This is a genomic window from Taibaiella koreensis, from assembly GCF_003545715.1.
GTDB classification, from domain to species: Bacteria; Bacteroidota; Bacteroidia; order Chitinophagales; family Chitinophagaceae; genus Taibaiella; species Taibaiella koreensis.
Genome location: NZ_QVNU01000001.1, coordinates 1,209,897 through 1,233,938 on the forward strand (window position 1 = coordinate 1,209,897; position 24,042 = coordinate 1,233,938).

The 24,042-nt window shown below is 51.3% G+C and carries 23 protein-coding genes; 13 read left to right on the plus strand and 10 right to left on the minus strand.

The features are described 5' to 3' along the window. Positions 1 to 71 precede the first annotated feature (71 nt). The 5 genes from DZK30_RS05355 (at position 72) to DZK30_RS05380 (ending at position 3,426) form a co-directional block, all read left to right on the plus strand. On the plus strand, positions 72 to 449 hold the full coding sequence (locus DZK30_RS05355) for a VOC family protein (protein WP_118973033.1): 378 nt from the start codon (positions 72 to 74) through the stop codon (positions 447 to 449). 27 nt (positions 450 to 476) lie between these two features. Next, positions 477 to 983 carry a DinB family protein gene (locus DZK30_RS05360; RefSeq protein ID WP_118973034.1) on the plus strand — a complete coding sequence of 169 codons (507 nt, stop codon included), beginning with the start codon at positions 477 to 479 and terminating at the stop codon, positions 981 to 983. A gap of 550 nt (positions 984 to 1,533) precedes the next feature. Further along, a complete protein-coding gene (locus tag DZK30_RS05370) occupies positions 1,534 to 2,097 on the plus strand; it encodes a DinB family protein (RefSeq protein ID WP_118973036.1) in 564 nt (187 codons plus the stop codon). Positions 2,098 to 2,266: 169 nt separating this feature from the next. Then, a complete protein-coding gene (locus DZK30_RS05375) occupies positions 2,267 to 2,836 on the plus strand; it encodes a hypothetical protein (RefSeq protein ID WP_162902858.1) in 570 nt (189 codons plus the stop codon). Positions 2,837 to 3,030: 194 nt separating this feature from the next. Beyond that, positions 3,031 to 3,426, plus strand: a complete 396-nt coding sequence (locus tag DZK30_RS05380) for a nuclear transport factor 2 family protein (RefSeq protein ID WP_118973038.1) — start codon at positions 3,031 to 3,033, stop codon at positions 3,424 to 3,426. A gap of 208 nt (positions 3,427 to 3,634) precedes the next feature. Here the strand turns inward: DZK30_RS05380 and DZK30_RS05385 are convergent, their stop codons facing one another. The 4 genes from DZK30_RS05385 to DZK30_RS05400 form a co-directional block, all read right to left on the minus strand. After that, a complete protein-coding gene (locus tag DZK30_RS05385; protein ID WP_118973039.1) occupies positions 3,635 to 3,853 on the minus strand; it encodes a class I lanthipeptide in 219 nt (72 codons plus the stop codon). A gap of 136 nt (positions 3,854 to 3,989) precedes the next feature. Continuing rightward, positions 3,990 to 4,403 carry a hypothetical protein gene (locus DZK30_RS05390; RefSeq protein ID WP_118973040.1) on the minus strand — a complete coding sequence of 138 codons (414 nt, stop codon included), beginning with the start codon at positions 4,401 to 4,403 and terminating at the stop codon, positions 3,990 to 3,992. Positions 4,404 to 4,428: 25 nt separating this feature from the next. Then, entirely contained in the window at positions 4,429 to 4,878 is a 450-nt protein-coding gene (locus DZK30_RS05395; RefSeq protein WP_394342377.1) for an HAD family hydrolase, read from the minus strand. Then, positions 4,818 to 5,102 carry an HAD family hydrolase gene (locus DZK30_RS05400; RefSeq protein ID WP_162902860.1) on the minus strand — a complete coding sequence of 95 codons (285 nt, stop codon included), beginning with the start codon at positions 5,100 to 5,102 and terminating at the stop codon, positions 4,818 to 4,820. Before DZK30_RS05400 ends, DZK30_RS05395 begins: the two co-directional genes overlap by 61 nt. Positions 5,103 to 5,263: 161 nt before the next feature. Between DZK30_RS05400 and DZK30_RS05405 the strand changes: the two genes are divergently transcribed. After that, positions 5,264 to 7,777, plus strand: a complete 2,514-nt coding sequence (locus tag DZK30_RS05405; RefSeq protein ID WP_118973043.1) for a T9SS type A sorting domain-containing protein — start codon at positions 5,264 to 5,266, stop codon at positions 7,775 to 7,777. Between the two features lie 15 nt (positions 7,778 to 7,792). Here DZK30_RS05405 and DZK30_RS05410 read toward each other — a convergent pair whose 3' ends face one another. Further along, entirely contained in the window at positions 7,793 to 8,287 is a 495-nt protein-coding gene (locus DZK30_RS05410) for an Lrp/AsnC family transcriptional regulator (RefSeq protein WP_118973044.1), read from the minus strand. A 124-nt stretch (positions 8,288 to 8,411) separates the two neighbouring features. On the opposite strand from DZK30_RS05410, the gene ahcY reads away from it, so the two are divergent. From ahcY to DZK30_RS05425, 3 genes are all read left to right on the plus strand, one after another. Continuing rightward, positions 8,412 to 9,737, plus strand: coding sequence for an adenosylhomocysteinase (ahcY, locus tag DZK30_RS05415; protein ID WP_118973045.1), 1,326 nt, complete (start codon positions 8,412 to 8,414; stop codon positions 9,735 to 9,737). A gap of 300 nt (positions 9,738 to 10,037) precedes the next feature. Then, positions 10,038 to 11,723, plus strand: coding sequence for a T9SS type A sorting domain-containing protein (locus DZK30_RS05420; protein WP_162902861.1), 1,686 nt, complete (start codon positions 10,038 to 10,040; stop codon positions 11,721 to 11,723). Positions 11,724 to 11,942: 219 nt separating this feature from the next. Next, positions 11,943 to 13,655 (plus strand): T9SS type A sorting domain-containing protein, encoded by a 1,713-nt coding sequence (locus tag DZK30_RS05425; RefSeq protein ID WP_162902862.1) that lies wholly within the window; start codon positions 11,943 to 11,945, stop codon positions 13,653 to 13,655. A gap of 149 nt (positions 13,656 to 13,804) precedes the next feature. Here DZK30_RS05425 and DZK30_RS05430 read toward each other — a convergent pair whose 3' ends face one another. Then, positions 13,805 to 15,550 (minus strand): gliding motility-associated C-terminal domain-containing protein, encoded by a 1,746-nt coding sequence (locus tag DZK30_RS05430; protein ID WP_118973048.1) that lies wholly within the window; start codon positions 15,548 to 15,550, stop codon positions 13,805 to 13,807. Positions 15,551 to 15,690: 140 nt separating this feature from the next. On the opposite strand from DZK30_RS05430, the gene DZK30_RS05435 reads away from it, so the two are divergent. After that, positions 15,691 to 16,230, plus strand: coding sequence for a YfiT family bacillithiol transferase (locus tag DZK30_RS05435; protein WP_118973049.1), 540 nt, complete (start codon positions 15,691 to 15,693; stop codon positions 16,228 to 16,230). A 1-nt stretch (position 16,231) separates the two neighbouring features. Here the strand turns inward: DZK30_RS05435 and DZK30_RS05440 are convergent, their stop codons facing one another. From DZK30_RS05440 to DZK30_RS05450, 3 genes are read right to left on the minus strand one after another with little or no spacing between them, the layout of a single operon-like run. Then, positions 16,232 to 16,717, minus strand: coding sequence for a cysteine peptidase family C39 domain-containing protein (locus DZK30_RS05440; RefSeq protein WP_118973050.1), 486 nt, complete (start codon positions 16,715 to 16,717; stop codon positions 16,232 to 16,234). Then, positions 16,714 to 17,976 (minus strand): SecDF P1 head subdomain-containing protein, encoded by a 1,263-nt coding sequence (locus DZK30_RS05445; RefSeq protein WP_162902863.1) that lies wholly within the window; start codon positions 17,974 to 17,976, stop codon positions 16,714 to 16,716. Before DZK30_RS05445 ends, DZK30_RS05440 begins: the two co-directional genes overlap by 4 nt. Positions 17,977 to 17,985: 9 nt before the next feature. Beyond that, positions 17,986 to 18,558, minus strand: a complete 573-nt coding sequence (locus tag DZK30_RS05450; protein WP_162902864.1) for a hypothetical protein — start codon at positions 18,556 to 18,558, stop codon at positions 17,986 to 17,988. Between the two features lie 243 nt (positions 18,559 to 18,801). Between DZK30_RS05450 and DZK30_RS05455 the strand changes: the two genes are divergently transcribed. Beyond that, complete coding sequence (locus tag DZK30_RS05455) at positions 18,802 to 20,490, plus strand: hypothetical protein (RefSeq protein WP_118973053.1); 1,689 nt, start codon at positions 18,802 to 18,804, stop codon at positions 20,488 to 20,490. 106 nt (positions 20,491 to 20,596) lie between these two features. Here DZK30_RS05455 and DZK30_RS05460 read toward each other — a convergent pair whose 3' ends face one another. Next, positions 20,597 to 21,454 carry a sigma-70 family RNA polymerase sigma factor gene (locus DZK30_RS05460; RefSeq protein WP_106522960.1) on the minus strand — a complete coding sequence of 286 codons (858 nt, stop codon included), beginning with the start codon at positions 21,452 to 21,454 and terminating at the stop codon, positions 20,597 to 20,599. Between the two features lie 467 nt (positions 21,455 to 21,921). Between DZK30_RS05460 and DZK30_RS05465 the strand changes: the two genes are divergently transcribed. Further along, entirely contained in the window at positions 21,922 to 23,100 is a 1,179-nt protein-coding gene (locus tag DZK30_RS05465) for an acyl-CoA dehydrogenase family protein (protein WP_118973054.1), read from the plus strand. A gap of 325 nt (positions 23,101 to 23,425) precedes the next feature. Then, on the plus strand, positions 23,426 to 24,019 hold the full coding sequence (locus DZK30_RS05470) for a hypothetical protein (protein WP_118973055.1): 594 nt from the start codon (positions 23,426 to 23,428) through the stop codon (positions 24,017 to 24,019). The last annotated feature ends 23 nt before the right edge of the window (positions 24,020 to 24,042 follow it).

The following is a 24,042-nucleotide window of genomic DNA, read 5'->3' on the forward strand; positions in this document are numbered from 1 at the left end:
GCTGATGGCCAGCCCACAGCTCCGGAGTGTTTGGACCCTGCCTCTTGTTTAACCGCCAATAACGACAGACGATGCTAGAGAACACCGCTGCATTCAGCAGCTTTTCCACCGATGATATTGCCGGAACGCGGGCGTTTTATGCCGACCGGCTTAAAGTTCCGGTAACGGAAGACCAGGGTATGCTGCACCTGGAGCTAAGTGGCGCGGGAAAGATACTGATCTATCCCAAGCCCGATCATCAGCCGGCTACATTTACCGTCTTGAACTTCCAGGTCACCGACATACAGAAGGCCGTTGCCGGATTGAAGCAGGCTGGGATTGTATTTGAAAGCTATCCTTATCTTCATACCGATGAGAACAATATTATGCGCTCCGAGGAGATGCGGGTGGCGCAAGCCTGGTTCAAGGATCCGGGAGGGAATATTCTTTCGGTGATCCAAACCTGGTAATTTATTTCATCACAAAAACAGACTGTAATGCAAACAACAACAGCCGGGAGCGCGGCCGTAGAGGCCGCTTTGCTCCTATATGACGCGCATACGCGCTATTTCTACAATGTGCTTGATGGCATATCGGATGCTGATGCGCAGAACCGGCTCGATACCCCGGCCAATCACATGGCCTGGCTGGCCGGAAGCCTGGTGCAAGAACGCTATTTCATGGCGAAGCTCGTCGGGAACAGTGCGTTGGTACAAACCTCGGATGCCTTGTTCTGCGAACACCAGGGCATCAAAGAAGGGGTAGCTTATCCTTTGCTCGAAGAGTTCCGTAACGATTGGAAAACGATATCTCCTGTGTTACGGGATATCCTTGCCGGTCTTAGCGACGATCAGTTGAACGGCCCCGATCCTTTCGAGATGCCGGGAGGACCTTATACCCTTAGGGATACGATAACTTTCTGTACAGACAGGGAATCTTATTGTATAGGTCAGCTGGGGCTTTGGCGCAGGCTGCTCCGCTACCCGGCCATGAAATATGATTGATGCAGCAGATAGCGTGCCTCCTTTATTGATCCTCGTTGCTGGAATGTATTGTATATGTCGCCAGAGGCTTGCTTCGGCCATGTAGCAACCCTAATCTGGAATGGCGCAAAGTACACTGGTGTGGTCCGGGTCATGTAACATTTTCTTTCTTGGTCTCAAGCCTTATGCAAGGCCTTTGCCCGCCGCTGACACACTCACGGTTAATTGCCGGCGTCGGAGACATTATGATCCCGGGTGCCCATGCTTACGAATGGTTACCCGGGCAATATTACCTGCTGCATCGCGTAGCTGTTATGATAGGCGGCGACCCGTTACCGTCAGTTGAGCTCATTGGCCTTGACGCTGCCGGGGAGGACTACTTCACGTACGCTTACGGTTTAAGAGGTAATCTTAATGAAATGCAGGGCCAGCCTTATGTTCCAGCGGCGCCTTCAGCGAAGTGGGGACGATATTATCAGGCATAGGGAAGCAACTTGCCAGGAGGCAATAAGAATACCTGATGCAGATAACCCTGCGCCAAGCACAATGAACCAATAAACCGATTGCTTTTATGGAGAACTACTCCTATAATGAAGTGCAGATTCGTTCTGTCCTTGAAGATACGGCCGCTGAATGGCAGCGGCTCTTACAGAGCTTCAGTGAAAAAAGCTTTAATGCCAGGCCCTTTAGCGGAAGCTGGACTGCGGCCCAGGTCGCTGATCATATCTTGCTGTCCAACCAGTCGGTTACGAAGGCGCTGGGCCTGCGGGGAACACTACCGGACCGCGACCCTGTGGCCAGGGTGCCTGAGCTCGCAGGCATTTTCCTGGATTTCTCCAGTCGCTTTGTTGCAGCCGATACGATCCGGCCGGGCAGGTCGCATTATGAGCAAAGTACGCTGATCAACTCATTGGAGCGGTCTTTTGCAACGATCCTGGAAACGATGGCGCAATATGAACTTGCCGGCTGCGTGCAACACCCTGCTTTCGGATCCATAACCAGGCTGGAGTTGCTGCATTTCGTTTACTTCCATTGCCGCCGGCACTTACGGCAATTGCTGCGTATCTACAGCATTACAGAGCACAGGGAATACAGGCTCCTTTCCTTCCTTTTTCAGCCGCCGGTACTCTTTTGAGCCGCATTGTTGAGCGTATGATCCCGGCGCATTTTGCCAATCATTCACCGCTATAAAAAGAGCGTTCACCGTTACCGGTACGGTACCCGCCTAATGGGCCTTTTGCAGGGGCTATAGCAGCAGTACTTTTGTATCGTTAATCAATCAACCCGCAAAAATGTCCCCCACAATGTCTCCTATATACAATCGACCGGCTTCCGGAAGCCTTTCCAGCGTTTTGCACGGATTGCCGGTCCCTGTTACCTCGTCTGCTCCCGGCAGTTTGAAGCTGTTCGACAAGAATGCCCGGTCCATGGGCGAAGCATCGGCAAGTACACCTGTACAGGTATACCAGTCCCTGCTGCATCCTGGTACACCTGGACAACCGGATTACACCATGATACAGGCAGTGATCCGAAAAGGTACAGGGAGGCGTCTGCTCGTAGGTGAATTGCTGAAGCAGGGTACCATGCTGGGTCTCGGTAATGAGAAAGGTATTGTGGTGAAACAGCATGCCAATGGCGATCTTGTGTTCTATTGCCTGGTGCTGCCGTTGCAGGAACGGATCGGAGTATCTGGCAGTATAGCCCGTGGTCATGATGCGATACGCAGCTTTCTGAAAGCCTGCTATGCCGGCTGGCATCATATTTATCACGAACTTTTCGCTACAGCGACCGAGTTCAGCACGGTGGCTGTATGCAATACGGCGATCGATGAGTTGCTGCGCCAGATACAGGCTCCCCTGCGTTTTCCGGCATAGGCCGTTTCTATATATATGTTTTCATGGCAGAACAGGTGTGTGTAGCCGGTGGTCTTTTGACCACCGGTTTTTTTGTGCGACAATGGGCGTGTCGCAAAAAGGTAAATTATTGTCGTCGTGTGGTAAGGCCGTCCTCCTTACCTGTCGCTAGTTTTGCCTTATCAATTTAACCTTTAAATACAAAATACACGACAATGGAAAAAGAAACACTGAAAGTCGCCGAAGCCTTTTTGAATGCAGTAAAGACTATGAACATGGAACAGTTGGTTGTCCTCCTTTTACCCGATATGCAATGGTCCCAGCCTGGAAACAATGCTGTTTCTGGAAGGAAGCAATCTGCCGGGGATGTATTCCAGATGGTAGGCAAAATGTTTGCGCTATCGGGCAATACCCTCGCGCTGTCAGAAATAAAGGTGTTGGCCGTTAATGGTAACCAGGCTGCCTGTCATCTGCGCTGGACGGCAAGTAAGGCCTCTGGAGAAACACTGGATGTAGACAATATCGATGTGTATACTGTAGCCAACGGGCAGATAACCGAAGCCGTCGTGTATACAGCCGATATCGACCAGGAAAACGCCTTCTGGCGCTAGTCCGGCAATAAACCTAATGTTGTATACCGGAAGACCCCTCTGAGTGTAGTCTAAAGTCCCCTAAGCTATAGCCTAAGATCATCCTGAGTGAAGCCCAAAGTTACCCTGAGCACAGTCTAAAGTCACCCTGAGCGTAGTCGAAGGGCGACTTTAGACTGTGCTCAGCTGGTGTTGCCAACACGTTAAACCTCAAAATCAGCCGGCGCCTTTAGCCGATGCATACGATGGCCACCGAGCATTGCGGGGGAAAGGTATTGGGGCAGGTAACGGTACACCGCATATTGTCGCAGGTAGGCTTATTGGTGATGCAGGAGCCACCGGCGCTCGTAGGTGGGCAGCCACCATGCAGCTTCTCCTGTTGTTGCAAGGGTAAAATATCTTCCTTACGGAAAGACAGCCGCCTGAGCTTAAGATTTTTCTTTTTCATAGTTCTGTTTTGTGGCTAAACAACGAAATCGCTACTCCAAAAGCAAACGGCATTGTATTGATGTACGGTATGATTGTATAAGTGTCGTTGGAAAGGATATGAAGCACTTGCCGTCCCGGATGGGCAAACGGTCAATTCAGCGAATGGGAGGGCGTTCGTTACGGATATAAAGATCGGGTACCCTTCCGATATAGCACCGTTTGCCGGTACCCGGTTTTTGCCAGCTCAGCCCGATGATCTTCTGTGCGCGCACGAGGCCGAGCCGGGACGGCGCTTCAGAGAGGCCTTTGCCGGGAACAGGTATAGGACGGATATAAAAACGGATATGACACGAATCACCCTGTTGCAGACTAAGAACCCTGAGTCCCGGCGATGGCTCTTCCAGCAGATTTATCGCATTCGGGTCGACCTGTAGCAGCTGCAGTGCCGCAGCCACCGTTTTGCCTTTAAGACAATCGTCAACCTGCTCGATGTCGTGTACGGTGGCGCCGGCACATCTATCGGGATGCGTACGCCATATGCTGCAGCCACAGCAAAGCAGGAGGAGCAATAAAGGGCTTAATGATCGTATGGCATCAGGAAAGGATTAAGGGTTGTGCCAGGCATGCGGGGTCAAACTCCATCCAGCTGTCCAGGTGAAGTCCTGCACCCTGACTAAGGAGCAGCTCCCGGTGTTGCCGTCCCACACCAATAAATTCGAGGCCCAGGTTGCGTGCAGCAGCCAGGTCCCAAAGGCCATCGCCTACGGCAATGATACGTTCAAAGTGATCTTGTCGGAAGAAAACCTTTGCCTGTGCTATGGCCTGAAGCACTATCTGCTCGCGCTCTTCGATGTTATTGGATGCCGACAACTGCAGCGGATCAAAGCCGATACCAGACTGTTCCAGTTTATATACGGCAGGTTGACGCAAAGACCCCGTGGCATAACAAAGGCCAACATGAGGAAGTGCCTCCAGTGTACGGATCATCGCCAGCGCGCCGGAGATCTCTGCGAGCGGCTCAGAACATAAGGCCTGATACAGCAGGGTTTCAAACCGTTCCTGTTGTTCCGTATCAAAGGCCTTTGCCTGGTTCTTTTCATAAATGACCGGGCGATGTGCTTGTCGGTATGGTGGCGGTAGTTTTTGAAATTAGTATCGATCTCTGTTATACCCATTTGTTGCAGGGCAGTTACGAATGCCGTCTGGTGCGGCGCTACGCTATCGGTCAAGGTGCCGTCAATATCGAATACGATCAGGTATTGCTTCATTGCCATCGGAAAGTACGAAGATACGCGCTCCAGGATGAAAACGACAGATAGCGGAAAGAGGCTGTGCCTGCTGTTTTATGTATCGTACATAGCTTAGACGCTCGTTATGATGAGAATTTGTTTTTACTTATTTTGTGCTGACCTAAAACCCAAAACAGGTGATGATAAAATTTCTGCTTACGCTGGCAGCTGTGGCCAGCGTCTTTTCGCTCAAGGCCCAGGAGCTGGTATGGGCCACACATGCCGGCGGAACGGGATATGCCAATAGCCTTAGTGTCGCTGTCGACCTATGGGGCAATGTCTACACTACAGGTGCGCTGAGAGGGACAGTCGATTTCGATCCCGGTCCGGGTGTGTTTAACCTGACTTCGGCAGGAACGGGTGGGGGGCTCGATGATATTTTTATCACCAAGCAAGACGCGAATGGAAATTTCGTTTGGGCCAAACGCCTTGGTGGCAATAGTTCCGACGCCGGCGGAAAAATAGCGGTCAATGCTTCCGGTGAACTTTTTATTACCGGAGGTTTTACTTTTACGGTCGACTTTGATCCTGGTCCGGGTGTATACAACCTGACCTCTAATGCTAATTCAGATGATATTTTTATCCTGAAGCTGGATACAGCCGGTAACTTTATATGGGCAAAACAAATAGGTGAAGTTGTTCCGTTTAACTACTATCAGGCTTTGTTTACGTTGATCGCAGATGATACCGGCAATCTTTTTATGTCGGGTGGTTTTAACGGTAGCTGCGATTTGGACCCGGGTCCCGGAGTTCATAACGTGGTTTCGACCGGGCTGGAAGATGGCTTTATTTTGAAAGTAAGCCCTGCCGGCGACCTCGTTTGGGCCAAAATACTCGAGGGTGCGGGATATAACCATTGTACCGGGCTATACCTGGACAGGCAAGGTAACCTGGAAGCAACCGGCTGGTTTACGGGTACTACTGACCTGGACCCTGGTCCGGGTGTATATAACATGTCTGCAGCTTCAGCGTATCCGAATACTTTTGTCCTGAAATTAAATGCTACAGGTGATTTTTTATGGGCAAAGCAGGTAGGAGATCCCGGCAATGTCCAGGGAATCGTGATTACTTCCGATAGCAGCGGTAATATCCTGCTTGCGGGTACTTACTCCGGTACCAGCGATTTCGATCCCGGACCCGGCGTGTATAACCTGACTACGCAGGGACTTACCGATGCCTTTGTATTGAAGCTCGACAGCACTGGTAATTTTAACTGGGCGCGGAGAATAGGTAATTATCAGGATTTCGATTGGCTAACAACTATGGTGGTAGATGCTCCCGGCAATGTTTATGTCACTGGTGTTGCTGACGGCATATCGGACCTGGACCCAGGCCCCGGTACTTTCAATGTCAACGGTACGCCTGCCGCAACATACCTGGTTAAGCTTGACACGGCAGGCGGGTTCGTGGGAGGTGGCTTGATCGGAGCCGGCAGCCTAAGCTATTCCCGTGGCTTGGTTTACAGCAGGGGGAAGCTGTATGGCACCGGTTTTTTTGAAGGCAGTGGGGATTTTGATCCGGGTGCGGGCACTTATAATATGACTGCTTTGGGGCCCAATGACGCGTATGTAGTCAAGTTTGATCTGGGCTGTGCTATGGTAGCTTCATCGACGGTCACGCCTGTCGCCTGCCATGGCGATTCCGCCACGGTTGTCATTGCTGCCACAGGAGGAATTGCACCCTATACCGGTACGGGGACTTTTGTTGTGCCCGCAGGCGCCCATAGCTTTGTGGTTACCGATGCTATCGGTTGCCGCGATACGCTATCCCTTATGCTTAACGAGCCTGCTGCAATCGTTGCCGGTGTGGTTGTGGATACCCCCGTAGTCTGTAACGGAGGAGCGGCCGCTTTAACGGTTACCGTCACGGGAGGAACGCCGCCGTATACCGGTACGGGTATGGTTACGGCCACTGCGGGCTGGCACAGTTTTATAGTTACCGATGCTTCCGGCTGCAGCGGCAGCGATACCCTTACGATAACAGAGCCATCAGCTGTGATGGCTAATGCCATAACAGTTACAGATATTGAATGTAACGGTGGCACAGCTATAGTGGTCGTCGATGCTACAGGCGGAACGGGAGCCTATGCCGGCGTGGATACCTTTACCGCAGGAGCGGGTCTGCATCACTATATCGTTACGGATGCTTCGGGCTGCGTCGATACAGCATCGCTTCAGCTTACCGAACCGCCTGCTGTCAATGTCGCCGTATCGGTTAGCGGGAATACCCTTACGGCGGCCCTGGCCGGCGCTGCCTATCAATGGATCGATTGTAATGGTAATACTGTAATCAACAATGCCACTGGCCAGGCATATGCGGCAACGGCCGACGGCAGCTATGCAGTGGTGGTAACTGTCGGGGCTTGTTCCGACACCTCGGTCTGCATACCGGTCGTGATTACGGGCATAGCAGAAGGCAGACAAGTACCGGATATTGTCATCTTTCCCAATCCTAGTAAGGGTTGGTTCACCATTAAAACACCTGGTTCCATAGCAGTGAGTGTATATAATATCCTGGGACAAGCCGTCCTTCGGAAAAGCTGCATGGCCGGTACCAGCTTCATCAGGCTAGACGGTCCCACGGAAGGTATTTACAGGGTCAGGGTGCAAACAGAGCATGGAACAAGGACTTTTCCTTTATTGATCCGGCCGTAGCCGGGACAGGTTTCATCAGTTGACCAGCTGGTGGGTCTGCTTGATGATGCCCATGACGAAGATGCTCTGCAGCCGGCCCATATTCTCTACCTGGCTCAGCTTATTGACGTGAAAGTCGTAATAGGCATCCATGTTCTCGGCCACGACCTTTAGCATGAAATCGTACTCCCCGCTGATGTTATAGCATTCGATCACCTCGTGCAGGTTGTGAATGGTGCGGATAAATTTAGCGCCGGACTGCTTGTTGTGCTCTTTTAGCGATACGTAGCAGATCACCATCAGGCCCTTCCTCACTTTGGTATGGTCCACCAGCGCAGCATACTGGCGAATAACCCCTTCTTCTTCCATTCTTTTGATCCGTTCGTGCACCGGGGTGGGGCTGAGGTGCACGGCAGCGGCAATTTCCCGTACGGTGCTTCGGGCGTTTTGCTGGAGCAGGCGCAAGATCGCCAGATCCTTATCATCCAGGGGCGTAGATACCTGATCTTTTTGAGGCGTCTTTTCGATCATAATTCTTCCTTTTGTTCTATGAAATTAGTGATTTTTGATCATTTGTTCTGAATATTTGCCTGTATGCTGGTGTTTTATTCTGATGCCCTACCTTTGCGGGACAAAATTTAAATTGAGATCATTTATGTCAACCAGCTTGCAAAATATCGATCTGAGCCTGCCTTATAAAGTAGCAGACATCAGCCTGGCCGAGTGGGGCCGCAAAGAGATCCGCCTTGCGGAAGCCGAAATGCCCGGCCTGATGAGCATCCGTGCCGAATATGCTGCCCAGCAGCCATTGAAGGGCGCCCGTATTGCCGGTTGTCTGCACATGACCATCCAGACTGCTGTGCTGATCGAGACCTTGATCGCACTGGGCGCCGAAGTACGCTGGAGCTCCTGCAATATCTTCTCTACTCAGGATCATGCTGCCGCTGCCATTGCTGCTGCCGGTATTCCCGTGTTCGCCTGGAAAGGAGAAACCCTGGAAGAGGCTGATTGGTGCATCGAGCAAACCTTATTCTTCGGTGGCGAAGACCGTCCGCTGAATATGATCCTCGACGATGGCGGCGACCTGACCAATATCGTTTTCGATAAATATCCCGAGCTGATCCAGGGCATTAAAGGCCTGTCTGAAGAAACCACTACCGGCGTTCACCGCCTGTACGAGCGTATGGCTAAAGGCACGTTGCCTATGCCTGCGATCAATGTGAACGACAGCGTTACCAAGTCCAAGTTTGATAACAAGTACGGCTGCCGTGAGTCGCTGGTAGATGCGATCCGTCGCGCTACCGATGTAATGATGGCCGGTAAAGTAGCTGTAGTAGCTGGCTTCGGCGATGTGGGTAAAGGCTCTGCCGATTCGCTCCGTGGCGCCGGCGCCCGCGTGATCGTGACAGAGATCGATCCCATCTGCGCACTCCAGGCCGCTATGGAAGGTTTTGAAGTAAAGAAAATGGTTGATGCCGTTAAGGAGGCCGATATCATCGTAACCACTACCGGTTGCCGCGACATCATTGCCGGCGAGCATTTCAAAGCCATGAAGGATAAAGCGATCGTGTGTAATATCGGTCACTTCGATATCGAGATCGATATGGACTGGCTGAACAAGAACTACGGTCATACCAAAGATACCATCAAGCCACAGGTGGACCTGTACAATATTGATGGAAAAGACGTGATTGTGCTGGCAGAAGGCCGCCTGGTGAACCTGGGCTGTGCTACCGGTCATCCTTCTTTCGTTATGTCCAATTCCTTTTCCAACCAGGTGCTGGCCCAGCTAGAACTGTGGCAGCATAGCGATAAGTACGAGAACAAAGTATATGTATTGCCCAAGCACCTTGACGAAAAGGTAGCCCGCCTGCACCTGGCCAAGATCGGTGTAGAGCTGGATGTGCTTACCGATGCGCAGGCCACTTATCTGGGTATTCCCCAGGAAGGTCCGTTTAAGCCGGAGCATTACCGTTATTAATAACCCCTTTTTTATAGGAAAGTGCCGGGCTGCAAAACGCCCGGCACTTTTTTTATGGGCAAATCCGGGATAGTCAGTTCCGGGAAATTCTAAAGCACCAGGCAAAGAACAATCGGGTTTTTGGTATGATGGTGATATGAGCGCAAAAAATATACCTGCCGGTTTGTAAAGGAAAAGATGGTCTTCGTGAAAAGACAGTCGTGGCGCGCCTTCCGGCACGATATTTTTATACCCCCAAAACGAAGTGTCAGCCTTGACCTTCGTTTGGAGTATACATTTTTCATTAACCAAATACCTTTTATGTTACGAACATTAACACACATTACGGCGGCCGCGGCCTTACTGGCTGCAACGTCAACCCAATTGAACGCGCAAGTTTTTGTAGCTCCCAATGCCGTCGAATACGTCTTTGGCGATCCTCATGTAACGCCGGCACAGAATACCTCCTGCTATTCGCTCAGGGCCGGTTACGCTTACTTTCCCGATATGGCGCCGGTGCTCGGATCGGCTTATGCCGACTTATATGTTGCCGGCTGGAACAGCAAGGACATCGGTGGCAGACATGAAGTGACCGTGCTGCTGACGGAGCCAAGTAATCCGACCAATGTGCTGTGGAAAGCCTCTATTCCCTACACCGGCATACAGGACCTGCAGGTGGGCAGTCTGAGGAATCCCACTACGAACAATACCGAGATCCTGGTTGCTTATTACCAGGTGGGCGTAGGCCATATGCTGGATGTTTATAAGCTGAACCCTTCCGTACCTTCGCTGGCTAGTCATACCACCTTGTCGCACGCACCCACCTATGGCCGCATCAGCATGGATTTTCATGCGACTTACGACTGCGCTATAGCCTGGGTGAACACAGAAGCAGGACCCAACAAAGGCATTCAGGCCAAGGTATACATCAACAATACCTGGAGCGGTGTGAGCACCCTGAGTGGAACGGCGAATAAAGCTGGTGTCGATATTGCAATCACCCAGATTAACGGACCTGTGAGCGCTTATCCCTTGCATTTTGTTTACTCCGGCGGCGGCTTTGTAACAGAGTCGTCTGTTGATATGAGCACACTGGCTTTGGCACCCGGAACCATTGCGCCGACGGTGAATGACAACCATTATGCAGGCGCCGGCCTGGCCTCGCGGCTGGTGCTCGACTGCCCCGATTTTTCTACCTCAACTGTTGTTGCCAATCCCAGTGCCTGGGCCTATACCTACAGCGATGGTATCAATGTAATCGTCCGTAACCGTAATGCAACCCTGGGCGGCGTCAATATGTCGATCGTTACGAGCGGCATGCTGGGCAACAGCGCCCTGGACCCTGTAGGTGGTGTATACCAGGTGTTCAGCCCGGCGATCAATTACGGACAGGGTTATCCCAACGGCTCGCCGGAAGAGATCATGGTGACCTGGTATGCTACCGATGGCGCCGGTGATAATGGTTATATGGCGTTAAGGATGAATGCAAACGGTACCGCCATTACCAGCACACCCGATTACCTGAAGCTGCCCAACGCCAATACCGCTTCCATACCTTCCAACTTCAGCAGCGGTATCGCGCTGAGCAAAACGGGCCCTAAATCGGTGGGTGACTTCCTGTATGCTACTTATTATGATATCGACCCGGTTACCGGCTTGTATCAGCTGCATCACGCTTTCCACAAATGGAGCGATGTCGTATTCAAAGGAGAGGGCGCAACAGGTACATCCGGTAGCGCAGCCATGGAAGCGACAACGTTTAGTGCTTATCCCAATCCTTTCAGCGATAAACTGAACACTTTTGTTACGCTTGCCGAAGACGGTGTGCTGCAGCTGGAACTGCACGATATGGCCGGTCGCCTGGTGGGACAATACAACGCTCCGTTGACCAAAGGTGGTCACGATGTGGCCATAGAAAACGCGAAAAAGCTTACTGCAGGTTCTTATATGCTTACCGCTACTGTGAATGGCAAAAAGATCGACACGAAAATGGTCGTAAAACGATAATCCTGCTGGCCTTTACGGTCCCGGATCATGTTTAAATATGATTGAGGCTGTCTCGAAAGGTATCCGGTCAGTCACATTGAGCGAGTCGAAATGTAGACAAACTTGAGACGTAATTTTTGCCGTATTTCGAACCGTTCAATAGGGCAAAAACTACCAATTGGAGACAGCCTCCTTAAAATGATGATCGCAAATTTTTTTTCTCATACCAAAATACCTTCTATGCAAAAAACTTTAAAGTTCCTTGCCGTGGCTACGGCCTTATGCACAGTCAATGCGGCTGGTCTGCACGCGCAGCCCTTCTTTGCGCCGCCTAATGCCTATGAATTTACCTTCGGTGACCCGCATATGGGTAAAGCGGAGGTTACTTCCAATTATTCCCTTAGCGGCAGCTATGTCCGTTTCGACAACCTGGCACCCTCTATCGGAACGGCAACAGATCTCTATCTTGCTGCCTGGAACAGCAAGGACATTGTCAATGGAAAGCACGAGGTTACCGTATTGCTGACCGAGTACAACAATCCGGCCAATCTGCTGTGGAAGACTGCTATTCCCTACAATGGGGTGCAGGACCTGCAGGTGGGCAGTCTCGTGAACGCCGTTACCCACAATACCGATATCCTGGTAGCCTATTACAAACCCGCCGCCGGGCATATGCTGGATGTGTATGAGCTTACTGCTTCCGCCCCCGGTTACAACCTGATCGATCATAAGGTGCTGTCGCATTCGCCTACCTATGGCCGTATCCGTATGGACTTTCAGGAAGTATATAACGGCGCTATCGCCTGGGTAAATACAGAGCCCGGCGTTAATAAAGGGATACAAGCCATGGTATATATGAACAATAGTCCTGGCTGGAGTGGCGTGAGCACCCTGACCGGTACTGCCAATAAAACAGGTGTCGACATCGCCCTTACCCGGGTTGTTGAGCCGGTCAACAACAGCGGTATCGCCTACCCCCTGCATTTTGTTTATTCCGGCGGCGGCTTTATTACAGAAACTTCTGTCGATATGAGCATACTGGCTGCCAGTCCTGGTACGGTAACGCCTGCTACTCCCGATAACAAATATGTGGGTGCTACTTTAAATTCCAGGCTGGTACTTGACTGTCCTGCTTTTTCGGTATCGGCTAGTCCTGCGGGCAGCTCCTGGGCTTATACTTATAGCGATGGTATGAATGTGATTGTACAGCATAAGAATGCCAGCATGACCGCCTCTCATGAAGTAGTGGCTACTTCCGGTGTTCAGCTGGGAAACAGCGCTCTGGATCCTTTCGGAGTAGGCTTTCAGGTATTCAGCCCGGCCGTAAGCTATGGCAATGACTACCCCAGTACTAATGTTGAGCAGATCATGATTACCTGGTATGCTACCGATGGTGCAAGCGTTAATGAATATATGGGTGTGCAAATGAATGCCAGCGGTACCGCTGTAACCAGCATGGATGATTATCTGCAGCTTCCCCATGCGCAAACCCCGTCGATGCCCGGAGGTTTTACCAGCGGTATTGCTTTAAGCAAGACCGGCCTTAAAGGTGTAGGCATGTTCCTGTATGCTACTTATTATGATGTTGACCCTTCCAGCGGTCAATACCAGCTGCACCACGCTTTTCATAAATGGGGCGATCCGCAGTTCAAGCCTGGCGCCCCAACCGGCGTAGCGGCGGAGATAGTGAAAACAGCGACAACGATCAGCACCTATCCCAATCCTTTCTCCGATGTGCTGCATACTTTCGTATCTCTTCAGCAGGACGGCATCCTGAGCCTGGAGCTGCACGATATGGCCGGTCGCCTGGTAGGACAATACAAGGCTCCTTTGGCCAAGGGTGGTCACGATGTAGTCATAGAAAATGCGAAGAAGCTTACCGCAGGTTCTTATATGCTTACTGCTACTGTGAACGGCAAAAAGATCGACACGAAAATGGTTGTAAAACAATAGTGGCTTAAGCAAGCCTTCCTTTCATCATGAAACAATAGCCCGGTTAACGCCGGGCTATTTTTGTGGCAAATTGTTTAAGGTGCTCTGCCGGAAAAGCAACAGGCAGAAGCCGGCAAAGCCACGGACAGCAATTATTGCATGGCTTTCGCCTACCGTAATAATACGAAGTCTCCTTTCTGGAAAAGCGGCGTACGGTCGTTTTGTTGTGGTACAATACGTACTACATAAAAGTAGGTCCCTACATCAGCTGGTTGATTGCTGTAGCGGCCATCCCATCCTTTGTGTCCATCGGAGGATGCGAATACCTGTTGTCCCCAGCGGTTATAGATATTCAGGTCGTAGCTTCGTATATCAGTGCCACAATCGTTAAGGGGCAGGAATTCGTCGTTGAGGCCGTCGCCGTTGGGTGAAAAAGCTGTAGGTGCCTTTACTGTACTGCAGTTACAGGATTGATAGGTTATATGTACCGAGTCGGTATAGGCGCCGCAGGGCGATTGGAGCTGTACAGTATAAGTGCCTTCCTTTTGCACGGAATAGAAGCTACCCGTGCTGCCGTCCTGCCAGGTATAAAGGTGTCCTTCGAACTCCGGCAGCTCCAGCAACAATGTCTGCCCCCTGCATACCGTGGTGTCGTTTCCCAATAGGTCCCTCTTGCCTGTTTGAGGTGGGATCATGGCTTCTTCTGCAAAAAGTACAGGAACGGAAAAAGAGCTGAGCAGCGGGGTCAGCCCGCGTTGTACCGAGCAGTCAGGGCCTGCGAGATTGGGCCGGTTGATACGCGCCGGTGGGGTAGGCGTAAGGGAGGCGATATAAATACGGTCATCGGGCCCGAGACGCATATCGGTAATATAGCTCTCGTGCAGGGAGGTAGGAGGTGGAAGGGTATCGATCACGGTTTTGGATTGCCTGACAGCAATTTCTGAAACCAAGCTGAGATCGTATTGAATGATCTTGCCGGGATTGTTCCCGCTGTAATGGTCGGTGGTATAAAGCTTCGATCCATCGGGGGAAAAGCAGCATGGGTACAGGTTGAGGCGGTACGCATCTGTTACATTCTGGAAGAGCGTCAGGTCATCTGAAAACCGCCCGGTGTGCCGGTCAAAACTCAGGATCTGCAAGGTGCGGGAAACATATTCGCCCCCGGCATTGAGCTCTGTCGTAACCAGCGATACCTTACGGTCATCTTTGGAACGTTTCCCGATCATAAAGCTGGAAAGGCCGAACAGATGAGGCGAAGGTGGTGTAGCGATGAGGGGACCGGCAACGGAGTATACGGGTTGCCCTATACCTGCCGCCGTAACCGGGAAGCTCATAAAGGTATTCGTGTCCTTGGCCCGTACCGATACCCACATATGGCAATCCTCATTGTGTGCCGCAACGAGGAAGCTTTGCATCAGGTCGTCTTTTATTTTGACGTTACGTTCCGAAGGATCGATGGCACCTTCGCCACTTTCCATACTCATGTCTACAACAGAATAATACAGTGTGGCATGGTCCACGCTATCCGACGCCAGGGTGAATATATAATACCGGCCGGCATTTCCGGGTTGTTGCATAATAAGGACTGGTGTAAGGAAATAATAATCGGGGACTACAGGGCTGGTACTATCTTGCTGTATTGTGGCGCCACTGCCGGTAAAGACATCGCGGCCGTTGGTATAGAACAGCAATCGGCCCGAAGCATCGCATACCGATGCCGTGCGGGCAAATGGACCCGACCATCCGGCAGATAAAGGAACGGTACCAAACGCCGGATCGGGGCCGCCATTGAAGTCCATAGAAACAAAGGCGTAGTTATTGATCCAGATATTGTTTTCACCCTGAGCCATGCAGCCATAGCTACCCAACAACAACAACAATAGCTGCAGCAATATTTTTCTGAGAAAGCTTTTCATGACATCCGGAGATTTGAATGCACTTCATTTTATCTGTATAGACGGTCCTGGCAGAACAAATGCTGGTTATTTACAAGTGTTTTTCGTTTTCTTCTTCCTTTTACCTTTGAAGAACAGATAAAAAGCAAAAGATCACAATAATGGAAGAGCATTTAGAACAGCTGGCTTACCCGATCGGACGTTTTCAGACGCCGTCAACCTATGATGAAGCCTTATTGCAGCAATGGATCAGCAAGATAGAGGCCGCACCCGAATGGTACGATCATGCGATCGAGAACCTGGACGAGGCACAGCTGCAAACGCCTTACCGGCCCGGTGGCTGGACAATTGTCCAGGTAGTGCATCACCTTGCCGATAGCCATATGAATGGCTACACCCGCTTCAAACTGGCGCTTACAGAACAAAGTCCGGTGATCAAACCTTATAACGAGGCTTTGTGGGCCGAATTGCCCGATGTGCAGGCGGTGCCTTTGAATGTGAGTATTACCTTGGTCCATGCCCTGCACCGGCGCTGGGCAGTCTTGCTACGCGGCATTAAGCCGGAAGATTGGGAAAGGACTTATTTTCATCCGGAAGCCGGCCGTGCTATACCTTTATGGGAATCACTGGCTTCCTATGCCTGGCATTGCAAACATCATTTTGAACATATTATGCGGCTGAGGGAAAGGATGGGCTGGTAGCTCACAACTTGTACACCACCAGCGCGATACCCTTGTTTTCACTATTGGAATGCAACCAGCTGGTCATAAAGGCCTGCTTGTCGTAGACATGAAAGGTATCGGCGGGATCGGCTACATAGATATGCGTGGAATCGACTTTGTACACCACCACGACATGATTGCCGTTCCAGTCTACGATACAGGGCAGCTTGATGTTCTCGGTGAGAAAATCCATATTGACGGATACCAGCATGGTCGTAAAGCCGAGCTGGTTTGACAGGTCGTACATCGCCTGCAATGTGGTGCCCGTGGAATCCGTTTTCAGCCGCCGCATCAGCTCCGTCTCCGGATACTCCTCACCGTAATAGGCATAGATCATTTTAAGGCAGGACGGTGCACAATCGTAATTCAGCGTTTGTCTGAAGTACGGGAACTGCCGGGGTGGGGCAGGCGGAGAGCAGGCGATCAATAAGTAAGCCGGCAGCAATAAGAGAAGCAGGTATTTCATGGGTTGCTGTTAGCGCTGTAAGGCTGGATCGATACAATACGAAAGGGCAGGGGAAAGGTGCCCGCATTGAGCACTTTGACCAGGTCTTCCATTTCTGCCTCAGAGAAGGCGCCGGTAATGGCGCTCCTGCCGCCGCGGATCTCTTCATTCACAAGCGGCGCCGAATAAATGAAATTGTCGAGCTCGATGGCAATAGCCTTTCCTATGCGGGAACGGGTCATGGTAGCCCATTTCCGTCCACCTGCCTCAGTCATCTCCAGTGAGATTTCCGGCCCCCGTCCCTGCATATCGCCCCGGGCGCTTTTAATATCCGTGCCGCCCACCGGGGCTTTTTCATCCCGGGGTACATAGATCGCATACAGGGCTACGGCTTTTTGATCCTGCTTTGTTCCGGGCAGATTGCCCCATAGCCAGCGAAGGCCTTTCGGCAGGATTGCTATACTTACTGGGCCATTGAGCACATTGTGCAACTTTGCAGTATCTTCTATGCTGGCTATACCAATATAGGAGGCGCCATAAGGCTTGCCATCCTGGCCCAAAGCGGGCATCAGCAGCGCAAATAAAGATGCCGCCTGCACCTTCGCACCATGATCCACCATCTCTTGCAAGGAAGGCTCGCCTTCTTTCTTTGCGGTTGTCGTTATGACTGGTATATGCTGCAGGCTATCGTTCAGGCGAACGAGAGAAGGCCCTAGCGTTTCGATATCGGCGGTAGCCCAGAAACGGACGCCTGTCTGATGACGGAACATCGCTCTTACAGTTTCCTCATCCTTTGCTCCCGGAAGATACACATCCGTTTGCGTAGGGGAAGTATGCGCTACACGCATGTTGATCGCCTCCGGGTTGAAAAAGGCCTCTGCCCGGGCTTTGATCACCTGGTCCATGCGCCGGTCGGCGTTGGACAATGCCGCTGCCAGGTGGTCTGCCAGCGCCTGGTCACCGGTAAAGCCTTTGCTGTCGCCGGAATAAAAGAGGCTTGTGGCCTGCTTGCCGGGCTGCAGGGCATTGTAGTACCGGATAAAGTTGCTGATCTGTACCTTATGCGGTACACCGGAATCGTGGAAGGCGCTGTCCAGGGCCGTTTGAAAAGCCATGTCTTCGGGATAGCCCGCCATGTCGCGGATCAGCGCCCTGTAGTCGGTAACAAGACTTACTTTGAGCCCTCCCTTGGGTGCCATAGTATTGTGGCAGGAAGCTGAGAGCAGCAAGACTGGTATTGTTAAGGCCATCAGGCCCGGGCGAACGGAAATTTTATTCATGGTTGAGGATTAAGGTATCGTGGAATAGCCGCAGAATTTAAAGCCATCTTTTGTCTCGACGAAGGCAAAAGCCTGCTGCGCTCCTTCGTAGTCTGCAGATGGGTCAACAACGGTCAGCAGTACCTCTTTGTAACGCGGATGGTTAAGTCGTATGGCCTTGGGAATGCCCGACAATGGATACAGGGCGGCATTATGCTCATTGTCTGTAAACATCAGTTTACTTGTGTCCTTCAGGCGGGATAGGGTAGCGGGGTAGAAGAGCTGCGGCGCCTTTTTCAGGAAGTCATGAAAAGGCATCAGCTTTCGTTTGTTATATTCTTCTGCGGAAGCATTGCCTGGCAGAATAGTGTCGATCGGGCAGACGTCGCAACGCACTGTCGTTGCCGACAAGGACCGCAGCCGTGCAGTATCCTGTTGCAGCAGGGCGTCGGCAAAGCTGCTCCAGGCTTCTTGTAGCTTGTCCATGGCGGCTTGCTCGGCTACCGCATTGTTCTGCTTGACTTGCATGCCTGTTTGGGCAAAGGCAATTGTTGCAGACAAGACCAGTGCCAGCAGGGCACAGATACGCTTTGAATTTCTCATGATATAGGTGATCTTAATGAGCCGAAGAGAATCTCCGGCCATTAAGCATACCGCAAATTAGCAAGAGTTGCTGAAATTTAAAAGGGGGGATTGGGTGGACGTGTCACAACAATCATTCCTTCAGCGGCCCTACCTGAAAACCGGTAATTGCGCTCCCCATCTAAGAAGCGCAATTACCGGAGCCGTCTGTTTCTGTAAACGGTCTTGAATCGATCCGCATTTACAGAACAATAAATCAGGAACATGAACAAAGGAATATTGACGATCGGACTATTGATGGTACTCTGCAGCAGCGTTACGCAGGCGCAGCCGGGCTGGTACGAATTGGGTACAGGGCTCCACGCGCTCAATGCCCGCCATGAGATCCGGGGCATTGTTACCGATGCCTCGGGTAAGGTATACGCCACCAGCAGCTATACCAGCCAATTTTATGTTGCCCATTGGGATGGCGCCCAGTGGACAGAAGCGGGAACGGGCGCCGGCGCTTTAAATGCCAGCGGTTATATTCTCACGCTGGGCGCCGATGCCGCGGGGAATGTCTATGCCGCCGGTGAGCTAATGAACAGCGATATGAAACAACGTGTGGCCAAATGGAACGGCAGCACCTGGACCGACCTCGATCCCGCCGGATTGGATGCACAACTGAACGAATCAATATGGGCCATGCATGTGGCAGCGGCGGGTACGCTTTATGTGGCCGGCAACCTGGAAAACAGCTCCGGGAAATACCACGTAGCCCGCTGGAACGGTACCTCCTGGTCTGAGCTGGGTACCGGCGCCAATGCGCTCAACGCCAACGGCGGGATCAGGGCCTTGTGGGGCGATGCCGCCGGCAACCTTTATGCCGCCGGCCTTTTCACCAATAGCTCGGGCAAGCAATATGTAGCCAAATGGGATGGCAGTACCTGGCGCGAACTAGGCCCCGGCGTTTTCGGTCTGAACGCCAACGGGAACATTCATACGGTTACGGGCGATGCTTTCGGGAATATTTATGCCGCCGGTGAATTTACCAATAGCAGCGGCAAGTACTATGTTGCTCGTTGGGATGGGAATATCTGGTCGGAGCCGGGAACAGGAGCAACTGCCCTTAATGCAGACGCGCCCATCAGCGCGGTGCGTACCGATGCCGCCGGCAACGTGTATGCCGCCGGTGCTTTCACCAATGCTGCCGGGTACCGGTATGTTGCCAGATGGAATGGCAGCACCTGGTCGGAACTGGGCGCCGGCCTTGGCGCCCTGAGAGCCAATAGCGGGGTATTTGCGCTCCACTTAGATACGGCCAGGAAGAAAATATATGCCGGCGGCGACTTCAGCTATCCCGATATCGGTGGCCTGAGCGAAAATAAATACGTTGCCGTCTACGATGGCGTCACCTCGCCGCCGGTAGATAGCATCGAGGTGTGGACGGCCGATGGCGGACCGGCCCTGATTACCGCCAACGACGGAACGCTTGACCTGGTGTGCATGGTATGGCCGCAATCGACCGACGATACCGTAGCCTGGAGCATTGTACCGGTTACCGGTACCGCAAGCATCGTAGCCGCAGGTGCGCAGGCTAGGGTCGCAGCGGCGACCAATGGCACGGTGTGGGCCAAGGCCGTTTCGCTCATCAATCCCGCCATGAGGGATTCCCTGCTGATCACGATCAGCAACCAGGGCCTGGGTATCAATAGTCCCGGTGCGCTTGCCGGGCTCCGGCTATACCCCAATCCTGTCAGGGAAAAAGTGCATATCCAAAGTGAGCAGGAACACCCCGGGCTATCGCTTGCCATTGTAGACGGACAAGGGTGCTTAATACACCGGCAGACCATAGGGGCCAATGCCTTGAAAGCGGGATTATGGCTGCGCATGGACCATCTTGCCGCCGGAGATTACTATCTCATATTCAGCGGGCCGGGCATATACTACAGCTATAAGCTGGCAAAAGAATGAGGTTATTCATTCCCGGAGGAGAGCTTTTCCTCTCTTCATGGTACAAATGAAAGCGCCCGGCAACAGCCGGGCGCTTTCATTCTTATATGCTATTCAGATATGGCTTTTATCCCAGGTAGGATTTCAGGGAGCCGCTATAGCGTGCTTTCTGAAGGCGCTTGATGGCGCGTTCCTTGATCTGGCGGATGCGTTCTTTGGTCAGGTCATATTTCTGGCCGATCTCTTCTACAGAGGGACCGCTGTCGCCTTCGAGTCCGAAATAAGCGGAAATAATCTCCGCTTCGCGCACGCTCAGGGATTTGAGTATACGCTGGATCTCGGCTTTCAGGGAATCCTTCATCACCGTATCGTCGGTATCGTTGCTGCCTTCCAGCAGGTCGCCCATCGCTACATCCTCAGCTTCGTGTACGGGAGCGTCGAGGGAAGTGTGGCGGGTATTGCTGCTGAAGATATTGGCGATCTCAGTCTCGCTCATTTCCAGGATGCTGGCCAGCTCTTCGGTCGAAGGCTCGCGCTCGTGCTCCTGCTCAAAAGCGATGTAAGCTTTATTGGCCTTATTGTAAGTGCCGATTTTATTTTGGGGCAAACGTACCAAACGGCCCTGCTCGGCCAAAGCCTGCAGGATGGATTGACGGATCCACCACACGGCATAGGAAATGAACTTAAAGCCTTTCGTTTCGTCGAAACGTTGTGCTGCTTTGATCAGACCCAGATTGCCTTCATTAATAAGGTCGCTGAGGGACAAACCTTGGTGCTGATATTGCTTGGCTACAGAAACAACGAAACGGAGATTGGCTTTCACCAGTTTCTCCAATGCACGCTGATCTCCTACGTGAATCTTTTGCGCCAAAGTAGTTTCCTCCTCGGGGGTGATCATCGAAATACGGCTGATTTCCTGAAGGTACTTTTCTACAGCTTGCGAATCACGATTCGTAATCTGAGTAGCAATTTTTAGCTGCCTCATAATTGATTGTATTTATTTAGATGTAAACTTTTACGCCTTTCTGATGGAAAAATCCCGCAAGGTAATCATTCTATTTCGTATTCGGAAAGACTAAATAAAAACGGATATTCGTTGGGTTTAGTTTAACGGTCGATGTTAAAAAAAACCTTTTCCGGGGAAACCGTTTCTACGCTATAGCCTGACTTTTCCACACCTGTTTAAGCCACAAAATTCGTTCCACTTTTGATATGTCAGGCAGCTACAAGGCTTATTCCTACAAGGTTTTTACCAGGTGAAAAAAGTGGAAGCGTTGCCAGCACCGTGTTTGCGAAGATTTGAATTTTACATTTTTATACAGATATAATTATTATTGATGAAATCGCTGAAGCCTTGTCACTGACGTTTGGCTTTTCTTTTGAGGAGCAAGCTATCCTTTACGCCAAATTGTTACCTTTGCGCCGGATTTAAATTATCATTTCATTTTTTTTATGGCTCAAGACCTATATCAACATCCCGACTACTACTTGCTGGATGAGCTGCTGACAGACGAACATAAGCTGATCCGCGATTCCGTAAGGGCATATGTGAAGAAAGAGATATCTCCCATTATTGAGGATTATGCGCAACGCGCCGAATTCCCCAAACAGATCATTAAAGGTCTGGGTGAGCAGGGCTGTTTCGGACCCTTTGTGCCGCATAAATATGGTGGTCCGGGTCTCGATTATATTTCCTACGGTATCATGATGCAGGAGCTCGAACGGGGTGATTCCGGTATCCGTTCTACAGCATCGGTACAGGGCTCGCTGGTGATGTACCCGATCCTTACCTATGGTAGCGAAGAGCAAAAGATGAAATACCTGCCCAAGCTGGCTACCGGCGAGCTGATGGGCTGTTTTGGCCTTACCGAGCCCGATCATGGTTCCAACCCTGCGGGCATGCTGTCCAATTATACCGACGCCGGCGACCACGTGATCCTTAACGGTTCCAAAATGTGGATATCCAACGCACCTTTTGCCGATATCGCAGTGGTATGGGCCCGTAACCCGGAAGGTAAGATCAAAGGCCTGATCGTAGAACGCGGTATGGAAGGTTTTTCCACTCCGGAAACCCATGGCAAGTGGAGCCTGCGTGCTTCGGCTACCGGCGAGCTGGTCTTCGATAATGTGAAAGTTCCCAAAGAAAATATCCTGCCCAATGTAGAAGGGCTCAAGGGACCGCTGGGCTGTCTCAGTAGCGCCCGCTTTGGTATTGCCTGGGGCGCCCTGGGCTGCGCTATGGATTGCTACGATACGGCATTGCGTTACTCACAGCAACGTATACAGTTTGGTAAGCCCATCGGCGGCTTCCAGCTTACCCAAAAGAAGCTGGCCGAAATGATCACCGAGATCACCAAGGGCCAGTTGCTGGTATGGCGCCTGGGTGTACTGCGCAGCGAAGGCCGTGCAACGCCCGAACAGATCTCCATGGCCAAGCGTAACAGCTGCCAGACGGCAATTACTATAGCCCGCGAAGCCCGCCAGATACTGGGCGGTATGGGGATTACCGGCGAGTACAGCATCATGCGTCATATGATGAACCTGGAATCGGTGATCACTTACGAAGGTACCCACGATATCCACCTGCTCATTACGGGTCAGGATGTGACCGGGTTCAATGCGTTCAAATAGTTCATTCAAATATTTCTGTAAACCAGAGGCCGTTCAAATCAAATTGAACGGCCTCTAGTTTTTAGGTCAGTTATCGTAAAAGTGGCTTTATCCTGCCTGGGCGGTAATGACACGGCTTATTGTTGTATTTTTGTATTTTTTTTAACAACATGACAATGGAAGCATTATTTATTGATTGTCAATATAAAATATGAATATAGACATCGCTTTTCAGATAATAGTTGTGAAAACTTTTCCACATATATATCTTTTTGGCCTTGGGGGGTGTTATATTTGGTAAAGGGGGAGTCTAAATGGGTGATGATTGACTTTAAAAAATGGCATCATGTCCAACATTGCTAAAAAGCGGAAAAGAGAACAAGACCCGGAAAGGAAAGAATACAGGAGATACCTGGATAAGACGCTGGCTTATACACTTTCCACAGATATTCCTGTTTTCAGCAAGAATGATCAGGAGTCGCACTGGCTTGTCGCCAGGATGGCTGGTCTTACGCGTCGCACAATCGATATCCTGGTAGGTTTTTATCCCCCGGATATACTATCCCGATTTCACGAAGAAAATTTATTGCATTATTGTATCAACCACCGCATTCGCCTCAGGATACTGTGTGCCTACGATTCTGACCATGGCGCAAAGGAAAATGCTTTGTTCCGCCATGCTTGTCTTCACGACCATGCTGCTAATTGTGACATCCGGGAACTGGAGCCCGATGGCCTGGAAGCGTTACGCAGGGAACGGAAAGTGTGTGCAGATGGCGAAATTATCAGCTTCTTTCTCTTCGACGACGACAAATACCTGATACAGCTCAGCCCCAGGGCGTCCGTCATGTCGGGCAGTTTTAACCACCCCGGCAAAAACCAAGAGTTGCGCAATATTTTTAATGCACATTTTTCGCATAATTTATATTTTGTGCATTAAATATTCCTTATCTTTATATCCAT